The sequence below is a fragment of the Nostoc sp. 'Peltigera membranacea cyanobiont' 210A genome, from assembly GCF_002246015.1.
Taxonomy (GTDB): domain Bacteria; phylum Cyanobacteriota; class Cyanobacteriia; order Cyanobacteriales; family Nostocaceae; genus Nostoc.
On sequence record NZ_NOLJ01000001.1, the window covers coordinates 180,202 to 203,389 of the forward strand.

The window sequence follows — 23,188 nt, forward strand, 5'->3', positions numbered from 1 at the left end:
TAAGTAAATTTATCTGTTAAGGCAGGGGAAACAGGGGGGAGAAAAAAGCTTAACTGAACGGTATTGAGTTATATAAATCTGATTTGATGACTGTAGCGTAGGGAGGAAAATCTTATCCGGGGAACAAAAAAAATGGAGAAAGAGGTGTACCTAGCTTTTAAAAAATCAAATACTAGTCCTATATGAACAAGCTGCAAATAATTAAAAATAAAAATATTGAATCTATTTACCCTCTTTCTCCTATGCAGCAGGGTATGCTTTTTCATACTCTGTATGAGCCAGAATCAGGAGTATATCTTGAGCAGTTCTGTTTAACGCTCTCTGGAAATCTAGATATTACAGTGCTTCAGCAGGCCTGTATGCGAGTAATGAAGCGTCACCCAGTTTTGCGTACCCTTGTTGTTTGGGAAAAGCAGGAAAAGCCTCTTCAGGTAGTATGTAAGCAAGTAGAGTTACCTTGGCAGAACTATGATTGGCGTTCCTTATCTGCAACAGAACAACAAGAGCGGCTAGAAGCTTTCTTACAAGCAGATCGAGTCCAAGGCTTTGTTTTTGACAAAGCTCCACTGATGCGCTTCACCTTAATTCAAATCGCTGATGATACTTACGAATTTGTCTGGAGCTTTCATCACTTGCTGATTGATGGTTGGAGTTGGCCAATTCTCTGCAAAGAAGTCTTTGCATTTTACAGTGCCTTACTTAAAGGCAAATATTTATATTTAAATACTCCCCGTCCTTACCGATATTACATAAATTGGCTACAGCAACAAGATTTAAGAGCAGCAGAAACTTTTTGGCGACAACAACTTCATGGCTTTACTAGCCCTACCTGTTTGCTACTAGATCGGGGTGAGGATCGGGGTGAGGCGCACAATTTACAACAACCAAAAACCTATCACGAGCAGCACTGCTGTTTATCGGCAACTATAACTGCTGCTTTACAGTCCCAGGCACAGCAGTATCATTTGACACTTTCAACTTTTGTCCAAGCTGCTTGGGCGCTTTTACTCAGTCGCTACATCGATGAGTCTGAGGTAGTATTTGGAGCAACTGTGTCCGGTCGTCCTCCCACTTTATCGGGGGTGGAATCTATGGTGGGACTATTCATTAATACTCTACCAGTCAGGGTGAAAGTACCAACAGCAACTCCTTTATGGCAATGGCTGAGGAAATTGCAGGCTCAACAGGTGGAGCGATCGCAGTATTCTTGGTGTCCCTTAATAGAAATTCAGGCTATTAGTGAAATTCCCCCAGGATTACGCCTGTTTGAAAGCATTGTGGTGTTTGAGAACTACCCACACGATACGTCTTTATCAAATCCAGGTGGCAGCATCCAGATTACTAAACGGCGAGTCATTGAACAAACCAATTATCCGCTCACAGTCATCGCTGTACCAGGACAAGAGTTATCCCTACGTATTCTTTATGATGGTAGCCGCTTTGATGGGGAAACAATTAACCGGATGATGGGGCATCTTGTAACTTTGTTAGAGGGTATGATCGCTAACATCGAGCAGACAGTAGCAGAGATATCCATGCTAACTGCCACTGAGCAACGCCAAATCTTAGTATGGAATGATACCCAAAGAGACTATCCCCACAAATGTATCGCTCAGTTGTTTGAAGAACAGGTGGAACGGACACCGGATGCAGTAGCAGTGTCATTCCAATCCCAACAACTGACTTACCAGCAGTTAAATTGTCAGGCTAACAAGTTAGCGCACCATCTCCAAAAACTTGGGGTAAAACCAGAAGTGCGGGTAGGGATTTGCGTTGAGCGTTCTTTACCGATGGTAATAGGACTTTTGGCAATCCTCAAAGCTGGTGGTGCTTATGTACCTTTAGATCCGCGATCGCCCCAAGAACGCTTGACTTATATGTTGAGTGATTCTCAAGCGTCGGTATTGCTGACAGATTCATCAATTACTTTATCTGGGCAACCATTAACAGTAGTTTGCTTAGATACATCGGATTTCTGCCAAAACAGTCAGGGAAATCCTGTTAGTGGAGTGATATCAGAGAACTTGGCTTATGTCATGTATACTTCTGGCTCAACAGGCAAACCCAAAGGTGTAGCCATGAGTCACCGTTCTCTGGTGAACCTTTTATATTGGCAAATGGACGAAAGTGCTTTAAGTTGTGCCAAAACTTTGCAATTTGCTTCTATCAGTTTCGATGTCTCTTTTCAAGAAATATTCTCTACCTGGTGTAACGGCGGAACTCTAGTTTTGATCGCTGAAGAAATACAGAAAGATGGGTTCGCATTATTACAGTTAATTGCCCAAGAAAAGGTGGAAAGACTATTTTTGCCCTTTGTCGCCCTTCAGCAATTAGCCCATGCTGCTTCTATTTCTAAATCCTATCCTGCATCTGTGCGTCAGATTATGACAGCAGGAGAACAGTTACACATTACCCCTGTTTTAGTCAACTTTTTTAAGGAGCTTTCTGGTTGTACGCTACAAAATCAGTATGGGCCGACGGAGAGCCATGTGGTAACAAGTTTTACATTACAAGATGTGGCAAGCAGTTGGTCGCCACTTCCGCCTATTGGTCGGGCGATCGCAAATACGCAAATCTACATCCTTGACCGCCATCTGCAACCATTACCAATTGGAATTGCTGGAGAACTGTATATCGGCGGTGTTGCGATCGCTAGAAGTTATATTAATTCCCCGGAATTGACTGCTGAAAAATTCATTCCTAACCCGTTTGCGAAAGACGGGAGTCGTTTGTATAAGACAGGCGATCGCGCTCGATATTTAGCTGATGGCAATATCGAATTTCTCGGTCGAATTGACAATCAAGTGAAGGTGCGGGGTTTTCGCATTGAACTGGGAGAAATTGAAACCGTACTCGCCGCACACCCGCAGGTAAAAGAAGCAGTAGTTATCGCAAGAGAAGATGAACCAGGAAACAAGCGTTTAGTCGCCTACATTGTCCCCAAACAACACTTAGACACCAGCGAACTGCTTTGTTACCTCAAACAAAAGCTACCCGAATATATGCTACCTTCTGCTTTTGTAAAGTTGCTGGATGCTCTACCTCTAACCCCCAGTGGTAAAATAGAACGCCGTGCTTTACCAGCACCTTTGAGTCGGGAAACACGTAACATCGCTACAGACTTGATTCCACCCCGTACTGCAAGTGAAGAGGTTTTGACAGCAATCTGGAGTGATGTTTTAGGACTAGAAAAAGTTGGTATCCACGACAACTTCTTTGCATTAGGAGGGCATTCCCTATCAGCAATGCAAGTTATTGCTCAGTTGCGAGAAACCTTCAAAGTGGAGTTACCTATAAGCTGTCTGTTTGATTACCCGACAGTAGTCGAGCTAGATCGGCAAATTGCAGAATACCGCCAAAAAGAGGCAGGGGAGCAGGGGAGCAGGGGAGCAGGGGAGCAGGGGAGAAATAATCATTCTTTTTCATCCCCCTGTGCCTCTCTGCCCTCTTGTAAAAATGACTTGACTCCATCTCTCAAACCAGTGCCTCGAAATACAAAAGAGTTGCCAATCTCTTTGACTCAGCTTGAGTTTTGGATATTAGCTCAATTAAATCCTGGCATTCCTGTCTATAATATTCCACTGGCTTATCGCTTGACAGGTTTACTCAACGTCACTGCTTTAGCACAAAGCCTCGTGGAAATTGTCCGTCGTCACGAAGCTTTGCGAACTACTTTTGCGATCGCTTCCAGCGGGGCGTTGGCGTTCGCGCAGCGTGTCGCAGACAAGCCTCTCGTAGAGAAGCCCATCGCCGATAAGCAAGTGGTTCAGAAAATTGCTCAACAGCCTATATTGCCATTTTCGGCGGTAGATTTGCGAAAACTTTCTGAATCTAAAACTGAGCGAAAGGCTCTGGCTCAAAAATTTATCACTGAGGAAAAAAACCAGCCTTTCGATCTAGAACAAGAGCCTTTGTTACGCATCAAGCTGCTACGGCTCTCTGATGCCGAGCATTTACTAATAATAACTATCCATCATCTGGTTTGTGATGGTTGGTCTGTGGGTGTGTTTTTACAGGAGCTAACAAAATTATACGCAGCATTTTGTCATGGTCAGCCTTCACCGCTTCCCGATTTACCCATCCAATATGCTGACTTTGCCCATTGGCAACAGCAGTGGGTTGCTCGTTCTGCTTTCGAGTCTGACCTTAACTACTGGAAGCAGCAACTAGGAAATAGCACACTTTTACTACAGTTACCTACTGACCGTCCGCGCTTACCAGTACGAACTTTTCAAGGTGCAAGTCAAACTTTCATCATCCCTAAGAGCCTAACAAATGCTCTTAAACATCTGAGCCAACAGCACAATGTAACTCTATTCGTGACTCTGCTAACAGCCTTTAAAATAGTGCTATTTTATTACACCGGACAGTCAGATATTATTGTGGGTACTCCCTTTGCCAATCGCCAGCAATTGGAAACAAAAGAACTTATTGGATGCTTCATTAACACATTACCAATACGTACATACTTGGGGGGCGATCCAAGTCTGAGAGAGTTGCTGTATCAGGTGCGTGGATGTTTTTTAGCAGCCTCCGATCGACAACAAATTCCCTTCGTGAAGTTAGTAGAAGCACTACAGCCAAAACGAGAACCAAGCCATTCTTTGCTTTATCAAGTGATGTTTAATTTCTTGCCTCCATCAGATTTAAAACTGACAAATTTAACTGTTCATCCCTGGTCAGTTGAAAGTAAAACAGCGGAGTTTGATTGGGATATTTATCTTCAACAAACAACATTAGGAAGTATTGAAGGGAAATGGTGCTACAAAATAAATTTGTTTGATGCTACTACTATTAGCCGTGCGGTAACTCAGTTTCTAGTGTTGCTTGAGCTTCTAATTACTAATCCCGAATGTCGTCTGACTGACCTTTCCTTGCTATTTCAGCGCCATAATTATCAAAAGAAATCGATGGAAATTCCATCCTTGCAAGGTGCGGGAGGAATAGCCGCCCGCTAATTTAGTCATTGGTCGTTACTCATTACTACTAATGTAAATTGAGATTGTTTTTGTGGTTATAAAATTCGCTTTTGAACCACAAAGATACAGAGGTCAGATTTGGAGAGTAAATTATTATGTCAGACATACAAATTATGGAAAAAACAAGACTAACTGTCTTACGGGAAATGCGGCTGTTTATCATTGTTTGGGTAGGACAGTTGATCGCCTTGATTGGTTCGAGTACCACTGCCTTTGCCTTAGATATCTGGGTTTATAATCGCACCGGATCAGTTACCCAGTTTGCTTTAGTCTCTCTGTTCAATACTCTACCGCTAATCTTAATTTCCCCGATCGCTGGGCCTCTGGTAGATAAGTGGGATCGTCGAAAGACAATGATTATCGCTGATGTCTTGGCGTGTTTGGGAACGATCGCGATCGGCGTTTTATTTGTCATCGGTCGGTTGGAAGTCTGGCACATTTACCTAGCCAATACCTTCACTGCTGTTTTTATGGCTTTTCACACACCTGCTTATACGGCATCAACAGTCTTACTAGTGCCGAAACAACACCTCAATCGTGCCAACGGGCTAATGAGTCTGATGTTTGGCATTTCCCTAATCGTTGCACCAACTCTTGGAGGTGTTCTACTAAGCATTGTCCATTTGCAAGGGATTATTTTGTTTCACGTAACGGCTGTATTTATTGCTGTTGTCTCCCTGATGCTGGTTCGGTTCCCGGAAGTCAGCACGAGTGCTGTTGCAACTGCAAAAAGTTCATTTATGAGTGAAGCAACTTACGGATTTACATATTTGATCGCTCGACCAGGACTGCTGGGATTAGTGTTATTCTCAGCCTCTAGTTTTTATCTTGTGGGAGGTATTAATGTCATCACTATCCCGCTAGTGTTAAATTTCGTTTCAGTAAGCTTTTTGGGAACTATTCTTTCGCTATTTGGCATTGCGATTTTGGCAGGTGGCTTGCTCGTCAGCATCTGGGGAGGACTAGAACGCAACATATATGCCATATACGGGTGTATGCTTTTGAGTGGCGTATTTATTTTCGTCGCCGGTTTGCAAGCCTCCCTTGTCATCTTCACTGTTGGTATCTTCTTATTTTTCCTAACACAACCGATCGTTTCCAGTTCCACACAAGCTGTCATGCAAAATAAAGTAGAACCTAGTGTACAAGGTAGAGTTTTTGCGATCAAAGGAGCGATTGAAGCAGCCGCTTTCCCTTTAGGCTACATCACGATTGGCCCTTTAGCCGAGAAGGTTTTTGAACCCTTAATGGCTACTAACGGTTCTTTAGCAGAAAGCATCGGACAAATAATCGGTGTTGGGTCAGGTCGTGGGATGGGACTTCTACTGATGATTATGGGAGTCTTGACCATTTTAGAAACCTCTATTGCCTACTTGTACCCTCGCCTACGGTTTGTGGAAGATGAACTGCCTAATGTTAGTAATGCAGTTGCAATGGCTGCTGATACAGCTTCTAGTAAGAATGACGCAGTTTCTTTGATATCCTAATTTTGGCGTTGCATAGTGGTGGTTGATTAAAAGCTCTACTAATTTGCAATTATTATTTTATTTTCGGAATTCTCGATTTTTCAAAATAGGTAATTGTTAATTTAGTCTATAAATTGGAAAATTTTGATATCTAGATTCAGCATTTATGCTCTACATTAAATCCTGTGTTTTTATCATCGCTTAGTATTTCTGTCATTCAATCAAAAAAGATGTTCAGCTTATTTTAGAATATGCAAACCAAAGTTTCTCGCGGTCAATCCTTAAAGAATGATCCTTCTCCTCCGGCTTCTAATAAGTTTTGGGAGAATGTCAGAGCGATCGTTCAGCCTTACTGGTATCCAACAGAGTCCGGGGAAAGAGTATTTCCAGACGTGATTCGTATATGGGGGATGTTGATTCTCCTGATTTTATTAATAATCGCGCTAGTGGGCGTAACTGCCTTTAATAGCTTCGTTACTCGCTATATAACCGATGTCATTGAAGAGAAAGATTATCCTAACTTTATTAATACGATAGTAGTTTTCAGCGCTGCTCTTGTCTGCATAACACTCTTAAACGGATTTTCTAAACTTGTCAGAAAAAAAATCGCTCTTGATTGGTACAAATGGTTAAATAATCACATATTATCAAAATATTTGAGCAATCGTGCCTATTATAAAATCAACTTTAGAGCCGATGTTGATAACCCAGATCAACGAATATCCCAAGAAATCGAACCCATTACCAGTAATGCTTTGAGTTTTTCAGCTATTTTCCTAGAAAAAGTGCTGGAAATGACTACTTTTTTAGTAATCCTTTGGTCAATTTCCCAATTTATTGCAATTGTTTTGGTTGTTTATACAATCGTAGGTAACTTGATTGCTATTTACTTAGGTCAACAACTGAATAAAATTAATCAAGAGGAACTAGAACTGAAAGCAGAATACAGTTATTCTCTGAGTCATGTTCGTAATCATGCTGAATCGATAGCTTTTTTTCAGGGAGAAAACCAAGAATCTAATATAATTCAACGAAGATTTATTAATCTCCTGAGAAATGTCGAACGCAAGATTAATTGGGAGAACAATCAAGAACTTTTTGACGGAGCATATAAGTCTGCTATCCAAATATTCCCATATCTGGTACTCGCACCTTTATATATGAGCGGTCAAGCTGATTTCGGAGAAGTTGTCCAAGCCAGTGTAGCTTGTAATCAATTTGCCTCAGCTATGGCAACATTAATTAGAGAATTTGGGACTTCTGGGCGATTTTCCAGTTATGTTGAGCGTTTATCTGAGTTTTCAGATGCGTTAGAAGCAGTTACCAAACAACCAGAGAATGTCAGTACTATTAAAACAATAGAAGAAAACCGTTTAGCTTTCGAGAATGTCACCTTACAAACGCCAAACTATGAGCAGGTGATCGTTGAAGATTTGTCACTTTCTGTTCAACCAGGAGAAGGCTTATTGATTGTTGGGCCGAGTGGGCGAGGTAAAAGTTCTCTGTTGAGAGCGATCGCTGGTTTGTGGAATGCGGGAACGGGTCGTCTGCTGCGACCTCCTCTGGAACAAGTCTTGTTTTTACCTCAACGTCCCTATATTATTTTGGGAACTTTACGCGAACAACTACTTTATCCGCAGACAACTCGTCAAGTCAGCAATCAAGAACTCGAAGATGTTTTGCAAGAAGTTAACCTGCAAAATTTGGTGAAAAAAGTTGGCGGCTTTGATGCAGAAGTCCCTTGGGAGAATATCCTATCCTTGGGAGAACAACAACGCCTTGCTTTTGCACGATTGTTAGTTACCCATCCGAGCTTCACTATCTTAGATGAAGCAACGAGTGCTTTGGATTTGAAAAACGAAGGTAATTTATATCAACAATTACAAGAAACAAAAACAACTTTTATCAGCGTTGGACATCGGGAAAGTCTCTTTAATTATCATCAATGGGTTTTAGAACTTGCACAAGATTCCAGTTGGCAACTTGTGACTGTTCAGGATTATCGAAATCAAAAAACGATAAATATTCAAAGCACGCCTAATAATGAGTCGCAAAATCAATCACAAATATTGACAGAAACAATCACAAGTGAAATGCTTTCTCATAAGGAAATAACTGAATTAACTAATTATTCTATTAGCACTATCAGAAGTAAGGCAAGCAAAGGAGATTCTATTACTACTAAGGACGGTTTGACGTACCGCTATGACAAGAACCCAAGTGTGTTGAAATGGCTGAGAGTTTAGCGGTTTGACAATTTTAGAGTTTAGGTAACACCTAAAAAGATAACTTTTTACTTAGCTATATATTTTAGCGTAGGCCTAGGCCTAGCCTGCACTTCTCTACGTTCGCGCAGCGTGTCGTAGACAGACGCTGCGCGTAGCTTGCTTCCACGTTCGCGGAGCGTGCCGTAGGCAAGTGGTACGGCTGCGCTCAGTGACCACCGTAGGCATCGCTCATTTTTTGCCTGACTTCAGAAAATCCCGTTGCTCCCATTGAGACTCCTCATTAGACATCTGCGAAAAAGAATCTTAAGCCCTTATCCTATCTAAGTAAAAACCTAACTTGTGGATAATAATTATATAATTCGGGTTCTCAGTTCTTGTTTCATCGACAACATATTATATTCTTCCGATTCCTTGTGTCAAGTTTAATTGAGATGCTCTTACCCTGACCCTCTAAGGTTTTTTGTGCAACATTTTATCTAAGTATTTACTTAAATTTATTTATATAATTACTATGCTTTAAATCTTTGCAAATAACATTAATTTTTGGTGATTGATTTCTTAACTTTCTTAACTTTCTTAACTTTCTTAATTGTCCAATTAATTGGACAATTAATTGTTCTCAATGCTATTGCATTTTCTTGAAGAAGCTGAGATTATTATTTAATTGAAATTATCAGCATATTAATTTAAAGCAAGCAAATTTGTTTCAACGATAAATTAGTCTTTATCAAAAAAGAGTAAAGTCATCAGTCATATCAAGAGTTAGTTATGCTGCGATCGCAGCGTTGGGACAAAAACTAAATCAACTTTCTCAGAAATTAATTTTTTCATTAAGTGTCTATGTTTCAAACTCAAGTACAACATCCTATAGATAAAAATCAGATGCAGCCTACCCAAGAGTTACAGCGAATGATCGTAGGTTCTTGGATTACGCAAGCTATTTATGTAGCGGCTCAACTGGGTATTGCTGATTTACTCAAAGATGGTTCTAAAAGTTATGCTGAATTAGCAACAATAGCTGGTGTAGATGTGCGATCGCTCTACCGACTATTACGCGCCCTTGCCAGTGTTGGTATATTTGCTGAAGGTAGTTTAAGTTTAGGCTACTTTGAATTGACACCGCTTGCCCAATGTCTGCAAAGCGATCGCCCTGACTCGCTACGTGCTTATGCTATCAAGTCTGGTCAAGCTTGGGAATGGCAACCTTGGGGACATCTACTTGAAAGTGTCAAAACCGGAAAACCTGTATTCAAAAATATCTTCGGGATGGAGATATTTGATTATTTAGCTACTGATGCCTCTGCTGCTAAAATCTACAACCAAGCCATTAGTAGTTTTTCTGATAAACAAGATGCGCTGATTGCAGCAGGTTATGACTTTTCCTCCATCCACAATTTAGTTGAGGTTGCAGGTGGACGCGGTACTTTGATTGCCTCAATTCTCAAGACGAATTCGACAATGCAGGGGATTTTATTTGATCTACCCCATGTAGTTGCAGATGCCAAGCCTCTGATTGCAGACTTTGGATTGCAAGATCGTTGTCAACTAATTGGCGGGAACTTCTTTGAGTCAGTACCCCCAAGTGGAGACGCTTACTTGCTTCGGTATATTATTCACGATTGGGATGATGAAAGAGCGATCGCCATTCTGAAAAATTGCTACCAAGCGATGCAGCCTGACGGTAAGCTGCTGCTAGTCGAAATGGTTATACCTCCAGGCAACGAACCATTCTATGGTAAACTCCTCGACTTGCAGATGCTTTTGAATTATGGAGGCCGTGAACGGACTGAAGCTGAGTATGAAGCTTTATTAGAAACAGCAGGCTTTTCAATCACAAAAATTCATCCAGTAGCGCCTCCAGTCAGCGTAATTGAGGCTATTCGCCTGTAAGTCATTTATAGCTATTACATGGATTCTGGTTTACACAAAAGTCACAAAAACTATATATAACTTCAGGTAGAAATGCAGGAAACATTAACATCTAAACATCTTGAACTACTTAACTTAAGTCCATTTCAAAGAATTTTACTAACAACTGACGGCACATTGACACAAATACTAGAAGCTTATTTGTTAGAAAAAATCCAGTTAGTCAAATTATCAGAAAAAGTAGTTAGAATTACTAAATCTATTCCAGCCCTAGATTTAGATATTGGTGTCCAAGTAATTGAAAGAAAAATATTATTACAAGGTAAAATTAGTCTAAATAATTTTATTTACGCTGAATCCATAATTGTACCTGAAAGACTAGATAACACGCTGAATTCCAAACTAATGGAATCTCAAGAACCAATGGGTAGGCTCTGGTTAGAGCATAAACTTGAGATATTTAAAGAAATAATCGATTCAGCAATAGAAACATCTGAGGACTTATCTGATTATTTTAATATAGCGAGAAAAGACAAAATACTTTCTCGGACATATCGAGTTTTTTCTAATAAAAAACCAGTAATAATGATTACAGAAAAGTTTCCTAAAAGCTATTTCATTAAACGGGTTTAATATTTAAAAAAATAGCGATTTTCTTAAGTCAATATAGTTTTAATTATTGAGGGAATAATGTTAGAAAATAGACTACTAGAGATTGTCAAGGAACATCCTGATAAAACTGCGATCGCCTATGATAAGTTGAGAATTAGCTATCAAGAACTTTATGCTAATATTACACATTTAAATAACCATTTAAGTACAATCGGTATTGTCCAAGGTGACTGCATAGCGTTAATTTTGCCTAACAGTCCAGAATTTGCGATCGCCTTTTACGCTACTGCCAAACTAAATGCTATAGTTTTGCCAATCAACCCTCTTCTCAAACAAGAAGAAATTAGCTACTACATTATAGATAGTAATACTAAAGCAATTATTACCAATAGTCATGAATCAGAAAATATTCGCAAAATTATTTCAAAAATAGGCAAAAAAATAGAATTAATAGTTATTGATTCTACTCGTTCGCTTACCAAAGAAGTAGATAACTCAAGAATTACAGAAAGCACTTCTATTTTTAAAGGTGATGTGCTTTATCTATATTCCTCTGGTTCTACAGGTAAACCTAAAAGAGTTTGTAGAAGCCAAGATAATCTATCTCACGAAATTACAAACTTGAGTGAGACAGCTAATATATCTGCAATAGATAATATTTTATGTATAGTGCCACTGTATCACGCACATGGATTAGAAAATTGCTTGTTAGCTGCTATATATAATGGCGCAACTCTGGTAATTTTAGAACAAGTTTTGCATGAAGGAAAACCCATTGAAGTGCCATTTGCTTTTAGACGCTCAAGGGTATTAGAACTAATAGAAAAAGAAAAAATTACTATTTTACCTGCTGTTCCTTATATTTTGAACACTTTAGCAGAAACACCAGATGATACTCAAGTTGATTTTTCTACGCTGAAACTATGCTTTTCAGCAGGTAACTTTTTATCAAAAGAAATTTTTGATAAATTTCTTCAGAGATTTGGCATTCCTGTAAGACAACTTTATGGTAGTACAGAAGCTGGTTCTATAGCGATTAATCTCGATCGAGATATAAATAACACTTATGATTCTGTAGGTTTACCTTTAAAAAATATCGAGATTAAAATTATTGATGATACAGAAAAAGAACTTCCATCTGGAAGTATTGGAGAAATAGTCATCAAAAGTAAAGCAGTGACTAAAGGATATTGTAATAAACCAGAAATAAATCAACAGACATTTAAAGATGGTTGGTTTTTCACTGGTGATTTAGGCAAGAAGGATGAAGTCGGACGTGTTTATATTACTGGTAGAAAGCAAATCTTCATTGATACAGGAGGTCACAAAGTCGATCCATTAGAAATAGAAAACATCCTGATAACCCATAGTCAAGTTAAAGAAGCCGTTGTTGTTGGCATCAAAAGCTTGTATGCGGGAGAAATTATTAAAGCAGTTATTGTACCTCAAAACCGAGAGATTTGTGACGAAAAAGATATTCTATCTTACTGTAGGGGCAAGTTAGCTGATTTTAAAATTCCAAAAATTATCGAATTTTGTGACGAGATTTCCAAAAGTCCATTAGGTAAAGTATTAAGAAAAAACTTAATTGATAATTTATCAGAAACTATAAAATTATGAAAAATCTTGATTTAATTAAGCAAGAAACTAGAAATGTAGTTTTAAACGTTTTGCCAAATATTAATAGTGAAGATTTATCAGAGTCTAGTAATCTTTTTAGCATGGGTCTAGATTCTGTCAATGCTATGTCACTTATACTTAAATTACAAAATAATTTTACTATTAAATTTGCAGTTAATGAGATTAATGCAGAAAACTTTCAAAGCGTAGCAACTATTGTGAAACTGATCGATAAAAAGCAATGCTGATAATTTTTGGAAATGGGCTTTTTTCGCAAAACTAAATACTCTAGTGTATCCCTAAAAACCTGAAGCAAAAAGATTACAATGAGCTATTCTGCTGAAATCAATCCATTAGAACCAAACAAGCCAGTAAAAACTGGAGAGGATATTTGGCAAGCGATCGCAAGCATTCTCGACTTACAGAATCAAGCTCCAGATTTGGTAGCTGTATCTCGGAATGAACACCCGCCTTTGTCTTTTTCTCAAGAAAGATTATGGTTCATCCATCAGTTGCAGCCAGATAGCTCTACCTATAATGTATCCTTAGCTTTTCGTCTTCAGGGTTTGCTCAACATTTCCGCATTAGAGCATAGTTTCAATGAAATTATCCAACGCCACGAAGCATTGCGAACTACGTTTCTAGCTTCGGAAAATAAGCCTGTTCAGGTGATTGCTCCCAGCCTCAACTTGACTTTACCTGTAGTGGATCTTCGGGAACTTCCTGAAATAGAAAGAGAAACTCAAGTTTTGCAACTGGTCAAAAACGAAGTTCAACAACCCTTTGATCTAGAGCAAGGATCGCTGTTGCGGTCTTCCCTAGTGCAGCTACATGAAAATGAATATGTGCTACTCCTAAGTGTCCACCACATCGTCTTTGATGGTTGGTCTGATGGGGTTTTGTGGCGCGAACTGACAGTCTTGTACACAGCCTTTTGTGCTGGTAAGCCTTCTCCATTGCCTGAACTGCCCATTCAGTATGCAGATTTTGCAGTTTGGCAGAGACAGTGGTTGCAAGGTCAAATTATGGACACTCAACTGGAGTACTGGAAGCAACAATTAGCAGGATCGCCTCCCTTACTGGAACTTCCTACCGACCGAGTGCGCCCATTAATACAGACAAGCCGTGGTAGTATCAAACACTTTCAGCTTGGCGATCGCCTGACTCAAAAACTCAAAAGCCTTAGCGAAAAGTCAGGGGCAACCTTATTTATGACTTTGCTAACTGGCTTTGTCATCTTACTATCGCGCTACAGCAATCAACAAGATATTCTCGTCGGTTCTCCGATCGCCAACCGTAACCGCAGTGAACTAGAATCTCTCATCGGCTTTTTTGTCAATACTTTGGTATTGCGTACTGACGTTTCTGGAAATCCTAGCTTTTGGGAGTTACTGCAAAGAGTACGCCAAGTAGCAATGGAAGCATATTCTCACCAAGATGCGCCATTTGAGCAAGTAGTAGAAGCCTTGCAGCCGGAAAGAAACCTCAGCTACTCGCCATTGTTTCAGGTAATGTTCGTTTTGCTGAATACGCCGCCTGGAAAATTAGAATTGCCTGGTTTATCTTCAACACCGCTACAAATAGAAAACCCAACAGCTAAGTTTGATTTAACCTTGTTGATCACAGAGAGTGAGCAAGGGCTGAGTGGAAGTTTAGAGTACAACTCTGACCTATTTGAGCAAGCTACAATTACCCGGATGGTAGGGCATTTTGTGACATTACTAGAAGGGATTGTCGCTAATCCAGAGGAGAGGATTTCACAATTACCACTGCTAACCCAACCTGAGCAACAGCAGTTATTTGGAGAGTGGAACAATACTCAGGCGAATTATCCTTCTGATAAGTGTATTCATCAGTTGTTTGAAGAACAGTGTTTTAGTACCCCCGATGCTGTAGCAGTTGTCTTTGACAATCAACAACTCACTTATCACCAGTTGAACTGCCGTGCTAACCAGTTAGCACATTACTTACGCTCCTTGGGTGTGAAAGCAGATACCCTAGTTGGGTTGTGTGTGGAAAGGTCACTAGAAGCGATCGTGGGAATACTAGGTATTCTCAAGACAGGTGGTGCATACCTGCCACTTGACCCTGAGTATCCGACCGAGCGTTTGCGCTTTATGCTCGAAGATGCTCAAGTTAAAGTACTTTTAACACAACAGCAATTAGTAGAGTCTATTCCTCAACATCAGGCGCATCTTGTCAGCTTAGATACCGACTGGGAAAAAATTGCTCAAGAGTGCGAGTTAAACCCGGAAAATACCGCAGCAATCGATAATTTAGCTTATGTCATCTATACTTCTGGTTCCACAGGTAAGCCCAAAGGCGTTTTAGTCAATCACTCAAATGTAGTGCGTCTGTTTGCAGCCACAGACGCTTGGTATCACTTCAACGCTCAAGATGTGTGGACAATGTTCCACTCTTATGCTTTCGACTTTTCCGTGTGGGAAATTTGGGGTGCTTTGCTGTATGGTGGACGGCTGGTAGTAGTGCCATATTTAGTGACGCGATCACCGGAATCTTTCTATAAGTTATTGTGTCAAGAAAAAGTCACAATTCTCAATCAAACACCGTCAGCCTTCCGCCAGTTAATTCAAGTAGAACAGTCAATCACATTTCCCCCTGCCCCCTGCCTCCTGCCCCCTGCCTCTTCATTGAACTTACGCTTAGTAATTTTCGGTGGAGAAGCTTTAGAAATCAAGAGTTTACAACCTTGGTTTGAGCGACATGGCGACCAAATGCCCCAATTAGTGAATATGTACGGGATTACGGAAACTACTGTACACGTCACTTACCGCCCATTAAGCAAAGCTGATTTGAATCATACAGCCAGTGTAATTGGTCGTCCGATACCTGACTTACAAGTATATGTGCTGGATAAATATTTTCAGCCACTACCGATTGGCGTTCCTGGTGAAATGTACGTTGGTGGGGAAGGGGTGACACGCGGCTATCTCAATCGTCCTGAACTGACAGCAGAACGCTTTATTTCTAACCCATTTAACAAATCAAAATTATACAAAACAGGTGATTTAGCGCGGTATTTACCCAATGGCGAGTTAGAGTATTTGGGACGCATCGATAACCAAGTCAAGATTCGTGGTTTCCGCATTGAGTTGGGCGAAATTGAAGCATCAATAGTGCAACACCCAGCCATCTGGGAAAGTGTAGTCGTAGTACGAGAGGATGAACCGGGCGACAAACGTTTAGTGGCTTATGTAGTGCCGCAGGTGGAACAATCCCCAACAGTCCTAGAACTGCGTCAGTTTCTCAAGGCAAAGCTACCAGAGTACATGATGCCAAGTGCTTTTGTGCTGCTGGAATCCTTACCCTTGACCTCTAACGGTAAAGTAGACCGTCGCGCCCTGCCAAAACCAGAGATAGACAGCACATTGTTAGAAAAATATGTTGCCCCACGCACACCCATTGAGGAAATGCTGGCACAAATTTGGGCACAAGTGCTGAAACTAGAGCGAGTAGGCATACATGATAACTTCTTTGAAGTTGGGGGACACTCATTACTAGCAACGCAACTGCTTTCACGTATCCGCACCAGCTTTAAAGTAGAGCTAGCATTACGTGAGTTATTTGCAAGAGCGACAGTAGCCGAATTAGCACAATCAATTGGGCAGTTACAGCAACAGGACTTAGAACTAACTTCCTTGCCCATTTTTCCCAGGACAAGGGATGCAGAATTACCACTGTCTTATGCACAACAGCGTCTGTGGTTTTTAGATCAGTTCGAGCCGAACAGCCCTTTTTACAACATTCCTATGGCTTTGCGTCTAGTAGGAAATTTGAAACAAGCAGCCCTAGAACAAAGCTTACAAGAGATTATTCATCGCCACGAAGCCTTACGCACCAATTTTATTACAGTTGATGGAAAACCTTCTCAAATTATTCAACCAGAAACCAATTGGACAGTTTCAGTTGTTGACTTGAAGTATTTATCCACACTTGAACAAGAAATTACTAGCCAACAATTAGCGCAACAACAAATTACTCAACCTTTCGATCTGGCAAAAGGAACATTAATTAGGGCGACATTAGTAGTGCTGTCGGAGACGGAACACGTTTTGTTAGTGTGTATGCACCATGTTGTTAGTGATGGTTGGTCAATGGGTGTGTTTGTCCAAGAACTAGCAGCACTGTACAACGTTTATGCTCAAGGTCAGCTGTCACCGTTACCGCCACTGCCGATTCAGTATGCAGATTTCGCAATTTGGCAGAGACAGTGGTTGCAAGGGGAAGTACTACAAAGCCAATTGAGCTACTGGCAACAACAACTAAAAGATGCACCAGCTCTATTGTCGCTCCCCACAGACCGACCTAGACCAGCAGAGCAAACTTACCACGGGACACATCAAGAGTTTGCACTTTCTTTTGAACTAACTAGTAAGCTGACAAAACTTAGCCAAGAGCAAGGTTGTACCCTCTTCATGACGCTGTTGGCAGCCTTTGATACCCTACTCTACCGCTATACAGGTACAGAAGACATTTTGGTGGGTTCGCCAATTGCTAACCGCGATCGCAGCGAAATAGAAGGGTTAATTGGCTTTTTTGTCAACACCTTAGTCATGCGTACTGACTTGGCAGGCAACCCCACTTTCAGCGAATTACTCCTTCGTGTCCGCGAAATGGCAATGGAGGCATACACTCATCAAGACTTACCGTTTGAAATGTTGGTAGAGGCATTGCAACCAGAACGCAATCTCAGTTATACACCACTGTTTCAGGTAATGTTTGTTCTCCAGAATGCGCCCACATCTGAATTAGAACTGACTGGGCTGACTGTAAATCCATTGCTAATAAAAGGCACAACTTCTAGGTTTGATTTAACTTTATCGATGGAATACACCCCTACTGGATTAGTAGGGTGGTGGGAATATAACACTGACTTATTTGATGCTAGTACCATCGAGCGAATGACAGGTCATTTTGTCACATTGCTTGAAGGGATTATTGCTAACCCGAAAGAGCGAATTTCTCAATTGCCACTGCTAACAGAAGTTGAGCAACAGCAGTTATTAGTGGAGTGGAACGATACAGAAGTAGATTATCCACTACATAAGTGCATCCATCAATTATTTGAAGAACAGGTGGAGTTGACACCAGATGCAGTGGCGGTAGAGTTTCAAAATCAACAACTTACTTACAAGCAATTAAACTACCGCGCTAACCAATTGGCACACTACTTGCGCTCTTGGGGCGTAGGAGCCGATGTTCTAGTCGGGTTGTGTGTCGAGCGTTCTTTAGAAATGGTCATCGGACTGCTGGGGATTCTCAAAGCTGGTGGGGCTTATGTACCACTTGATCCAAAGTATCCAAGCGATCGCTTGAGCTTTATTTTAGAAGATACTCAAGTTAAAGTTTTACTGACTCAACAGCGACTTATTGACAAACTCCCCCAGTGGGAAAAAGCAGGGGGGCAGGTGGTAACTGAGCGTAGTCGAAGTGGAGCAGGGAGCAGGGGAGAAAAGCCATCTACTAAAAATGGGGCTTCACTCAAAAGGAAAAATGAGGTTTTGAGTTATTCTCCTTCTTATCAGGCAAAACTTGTTTGTCTAGATACTGACGCTGAATTAATTTCTCAGTGCAGCCCAGATAACATAATCTCTGGCGTACAACCCAATAACTTAGTTTATATAATTTACACTTCTGGTTCCACAGGTCAACCAAAGGGTATAGCCATGAGTCAGCTTGCCCTTTGCAATCATATCTTGTGGCATCGGGACAATCTCAAAATTTCTCGTGGAGCAAAAACCCTGCAATTTGCTTCAGTTAACTTTGATGTCTCCTTCCAGGAAATCTTCACTACCTGGTATTCTGGCGGCACATTGTTCTTAATCACAGAGGAATTACGCCGTGATGCTCTAGCATTGTTAGGTTTTCTGCAAGAGAAGCAAATTCAGAGAATGTTTCTCCCTGTTGTAGGCTTACAGCAACTAGCAGAAGTCGCGTTGGGGAATGGCATAGTTAATACTGGTTTGCGGGAAATTATTACTTCTGGAGAACAGTTGCAAATTACTCCAGCGATTTCTGGCTGGTTGAGCAAACTAACTGATATTACTTTGCATAATCAGTATGGGCCGTCAGAAAGCCATCTAGCAACCAGTTATACCCTGCCTGATGCAATAGACACTTGGCCGCTACTTCCTTCGATTGGGCGACCCATTTCTAACACGCAAATTTACATCCTCGATAAATATCTACAGCCTGTACCTGTGGGTGTGTCAGGAGAAGTGTACATTTCAGGTGCGCTTTTAGCTCAAGGCTACTTTAACAGACCTCAGTTAACACAAGAGAAATTTATTCCTAATCCTTTTCTGAAGGCAGGAGGCAGGAGGCAGGAGGCAGAAGGAGAAATCTTCACTCAGCACGGGCTAAACGCCCCGCTACCGCTAACAGCACTTTTATATAAATCAGGTGACTTAGCACGTTATCTACCTGACGGTAAGCTCGAATCTTTAGGACGCATTGACAATCAAGTTAAAATTCGAGGTTTCCGCATTGAGTTAGGCGAAGTTGAAGCGGTACTGGGTCAACTGAGTGATGTACAAGCCTCTTGTGCAGTTGTTCGTGAAGATACACCGGGCGATAAACGCTTAGTGGCTTATATTGTGCCACAACCAGAGCAGACAATTTCTATTAGCCAAGTACGTAACTTCCTCAAGGAAAAGTTACCAGAGTATATGGTTCCAAGTGCAATAGTCATTTTGGATGCTCTACCGCTTTCTGCTAACAGAAAACTAGACCGTCGCGCGTTACCTACACCTGATTTACATAACCAATTATCGGATCGGTATGTCGCTCCACGTAACCCTATTGAGGAAATTGTGTCAGTAATTTGGGCGCAAGTGCTGAAAGTTGAGCGAGTTGGTATTCATGATAATTTCTTTGAACTTGGCGGACATTCTCTACTGGCAACGCAACTAGTTTCCCGCGTACGTAGCAGCTTGAATGTAGAATTACCTTTGCGGAGCTTATTTGCTGCACCAACGGTTGCTGAATTATCCCAACATATTCAACAGTTGCAGCAACAGGATCTCACAACATCAGCCATCTTACCAAGAACAAGAGATGCAGAGTTACCACTATCTTATGCTCAACAGCGTTTGTGGTTTTTAGACAAGTTAAATCCCAATAGTCCTTTCTATAACTTACTTGTAGCTTTGCGTCTAGATGGCACTCTCAATCAAACTGCGCTACAACAAAGCTTACAAGAAATTATTTATCGCCACGAAGCGTTACGCACTAACTTCATTACAGTTAATGGAGAACCAGTTCAAGTTATTAGGGAGCATGGAGCAGGGGGCAGGGAGCAGGGGGCAGGGAGCAGGGAGCAGGGAATATTATCAATAGTTGATTTAAAGTATTTATCCATCACTGAAAAAGAACTTGCTTTGCAGCAATTAGCGCAACAACAAGCGCACCAACCCTTTAAGCTGGCAGATGAATCATTAATCAGGACAACATTAGTAACGTTGTCTGATACAGAACAGGCATTGTTAGTGTTTATACATCACATTGTCTTTGATGGCTGGTCAATGGGTGTGTTCGTCCAAGAATTAATGGCACTTTACAATGCTTATTCTCAAGGTCAGCCGTCGCCTTTAACACCACTGCCGATTCAGTATGCAGATTTCGCAATTTGGCAACGACAGTGGTTGCAAGGAGATGTATTACAAAGCCAACTTAGTTACTGGCAACAGCAACTAAAAGATGCACCAGCCCTGTTATCACTACCTACAGACCGACCAAGACCACCTGTGCAAACTTTTGCTGGCGCATATCAGAAGTTTACACTTTCAGCCCAGTTAACTGATAGGTTGACAAAACTGAGCCAAGAGCAAGGTTGTACTCTATTTATGACGCTATTGGCAGCTTATGATACCTTGCTGTATCGCTACACAGGTGCGGCAGATATTTTGGTGGGTACACCGATCGCAAACCGCGATCGCTCTGAAATAGAAGGGTTGATTGGCTTTTTTGTCAATACCTTAGTTATGCGCTCTAACTTAGCAGGTAATCCCACTTTTAGCGAATTACTAACCCGTGTTCGAGAAGTCGCGTTGTCCGCATACACTCATCAAAATTTGCCGTTTGAAATGTTGGTGGAAGCATTACAACCAGAACGCAATCTAAGTCATACACCACTGTTTCAGGTGGTGTTCAACCTTCAGAATTCACCCGTACAAAAATTAGAGCTTGCTGGGTTAACTGTTAGTTCATTGCCAGTAGAAAGTACAGCTACAAAAGTTGATTTGGCTTTATCGATGGAAAACACTACCCAAGGATTGGTGGGTGTGTGGGAGTACAATACTGACTTGTTTGATGCCAGCACAATTGAACGAATGAATGGTCATTTTGTAACGTTGCTGGAAGCAATTGTCGCCAATCCCAGCGAGCGAATTTCCCAATTGCCCCTGCTGACAGCAGTTGAACAGCAGTTATTGGTTGATTGGAATAATACATGGGTGGAGTACCCTGAAGATAAATGTATCCATCAGTTGTTTGAGGAGCAGGTTAAACGTACTCCAGATGCTGTGGCAGTTGTGTTTGACAATCAACAACTGACTTACCAGCAGTTGAATAGTCGTGCTAACCAGTTGGCACATTACTTGCGCTCATTGGGTGTAAAACCAGATGTGCTAGTGGGTATTTGTGTAGAACGCTCACTAGAAATGGTAGTGGCACTACTAGGCATTCTCAAAGCAGGCGGAGCATACCTACCACTTGACCCAGAGTATCCCCAAGACCGCTTGAGCTTTATGCTAGAAGATGCTCAAGTTTCGTTACTGTTAACTCAGCGACTTATTGACAGATTTCCCCAGCATCAAGCAAAACAAGTCTTTTTAGATGAAGCCTGGTCACAAATTGCCCAAAACAATCAAGATAACCCAACTAGTGAAGCCAAAGCCTTTCATCTAGCCAATGTAATTTATACGTCAGGATCTACAGGTAGACCTAAAGGTGTCATGGTTGAGCATAAGGGACTATGCAACTTAGCTCAAGCTCAGATTCAAACTTTTGGCTTGACTTCGGATAGTCGCATTCTCCAGTTTGCCTCCTTCAGTTTTGATGCTTCTATTTGGGAAGTCGTAATGGCGCTGATGTCAGGCGGAACGTTATACCTGGGAACACAAGACTCTTTATTGCCAGGGAAGCCGTTAATTGAGCGATTACGTGATTATTCTATTACCCATATCACACTACCACCATCGGCGTTAGCAGTTATACCTTTTGAGGAGCTTGCGGCACTGCAAACAATAATTGTAGCTGGCGAAGCTTGTCCTGCTGAATTAATCAAGCAATGGTCTATTGGCAGAAACTTTTTCAACGCTTACGGGCCAACGGAAGCTACTGTCTGTGCCACGATTGCAAAATGCACTGATGGCGAGAAAATATCTATTGGTAAGGCGATCGCCAATACACAAGTCTACATCTTAGACGAAAATTTGCAACCAGTGCCTGTGGGTGTGCCAGGAGAGTTACATATCGGTGGTGTTGGGTTAGCAAGAGGCTACCTCAATCGCCCCGAACTAACTCAGGAAAAATTCATTATCAACCCCTTTCAAAGAGGCAGGGGGCAGGGAGCAGAGAGAAGTGCGGTCTTGGGCTTTGCCCAAGTGGAGCAACTTCGGGGGGGCAGGGGGGAAATATGCGACTCTCGCCTCTATAAAACTGGTGATTTGGCACGTTATTTACCGGATGGCAACATCGAATACCTGGGACGCATTGACAATCAAGTTAAAATTCGGGGCTTCCGCATCGAGTTGGGAGAAATCGAAGCATTACTGAGCCGACATGATGATGTGCAGATATGTTGTGTCATCGCTCGTGAAGAAACTCCGGGTAATAAGCGCTTAGTTGCCTACGTAGTGCCACAAAAAGAGGTGACACCCACAACGGACGAACTGCGCCAGTTCCTTTTCAATAAACTTCCTGGCTATATGGTGCCATCTGCTTTTGTGATATTGGAGTCTTTACCCCTGACACCTAACGGCAAAGTAGACCGTCGCGCTTTGCCTAACCCCGATTTACAACAGGAACTATCAGATTATGTAATGCCAAATACACAAGTAGAAACAATCATTGCTGGCATTTGGCAAAAAGTACTGAAAGTAGAGAAAGTGGGAATTTACAATAATTTCTTTGAGCTAGGAGGTCATTCGTTACTACTGGTACGAATTAATCAGCAATTACAAGAAATCTTTGGTTTAGAACTGTCTATAGTTGATATGTTCAATTATCCAAATGTACATAGCTTAAGTCAATACTTGAATACTAAGCTAAAAAAAGAAGATGCAATTAAAGAAAACATTTATCGTATTCAATCTCACAATGAGAGTAAAACTTTAAGAAACCAACAATTGGAATCAAGACAACAATATCGCTCTCAGAGAAAAAGGTAAAA

The 23,188-nt window shown here is 41.3% G+C and carries 8 protein-coding genes; all 8 read left to right on the forward strand.

What is annotated here, in order from left to right:
• The first annotated feature begins 182 nt into the window (after positions 1 to 182).
• Positions 183 to 4,958 (forward strand): non-ribosomal peptide synthetase, encoded by a 4,776-nt coding sequence (locus CDG76_RS00815; protein ID WP_094347223.1) that lies wholly within the window; start codon positions 183 to 185, stop codon positions 4,956 to 4,958.
• A gap of 116 nt (positions 4,959 to 5,074) precedes the next feature.
• On the forward strand, positions 5,075 to 6,466 hold the full coding sequence (locus tag CDG76_RS00820; RefSeq protein WP_094347224.1) for an MFS transporter: 1,392 nt from the start codon (positions 5,075 to 5,077) through the stop codon (positions 6,464 to 6,466).
• A 230-nt stretch (positions 6,467 to 6,696) separates the two neighbouring features.
• Positions 6,697 to 8,691 carry an ABC transporter ATP-binding protein/permease gene (locus CDG76_RS00825; protein WP_094347225.1) on the forward strand — a complete coding sequence of 665 codons (1,995 nt, stop codon included), beginning with the start codon at positions 6,697 to 6,699 and terminating at the stop codon, positions 8,689 to 8,691.
• 822 nt (positions 8,692 to 9,513) lie between these two features.
• Positions 9,514 to 10,563: a methyltransferase gene (locus CDG76_RS00830; RefSeq protein ID WP_094347226.1), complete on the forward strand. Its 1,050-nt coding sequence runs from the start codon at positions 9,514 to 9,516 to the stop codon at positions 10,561 to 10,563.
• A gap of 72 nt (positions 10,564 to 10,635) precedes the next feature.
• Complete coding sequence (locus tag CDG76_RS00835) at positions 10,636 to 11,175, forward strand: chorismate--pyruvate lyase family protein (protein ID WP_094347227.1); 540 nt, start codon at positions 10,636 to 10,638, stop codon at positions 11,173 to 11,175.
• Positions 11,176 to 11,232: 57 nt separating this feature from the next.
• Positions 11,233 to 12,774 (forward strand): class I adenylate-forming enzyme family protein, encoded by a 1,542-nt coding sequence (locus CDG76_RS00840; protein WP_094347228.1) that lies wholly within the window; start codon positions 11,233 to 11,235, stop codon positions 12,772 to 12,774.
• Complete coding sequence (locus CDG76_RS00845) at positions 12,771 to 13,022, forward strand: acyl carrier protein (RefSeq protein WP_223265089.1); 252 nt, start codon at positions 12,771 to 12,773, stop codon at positions 13,020 to 13,022. The genes CDG76_RS00840 and CDG76_RS00845 overlap by 4 nt, the downstream gene beginning before the upstream one ends.
• A 78-nt stretch (positions 13,023 to 13,100) precedes the next feature.
• Positions 13,101 to 23,186, forward strand: coding sequence for a non-ribosomal peptide synthetase (locus tag CDG76_RS38045; protein ID WP_223265090.1), 10,086 nt, complete (start codon positions 13,101 to 13,103; stop codon positions 23,184 to 23,186).
• Positions 23,187 to 23,188: the final 2 nt, after the last annotated feature.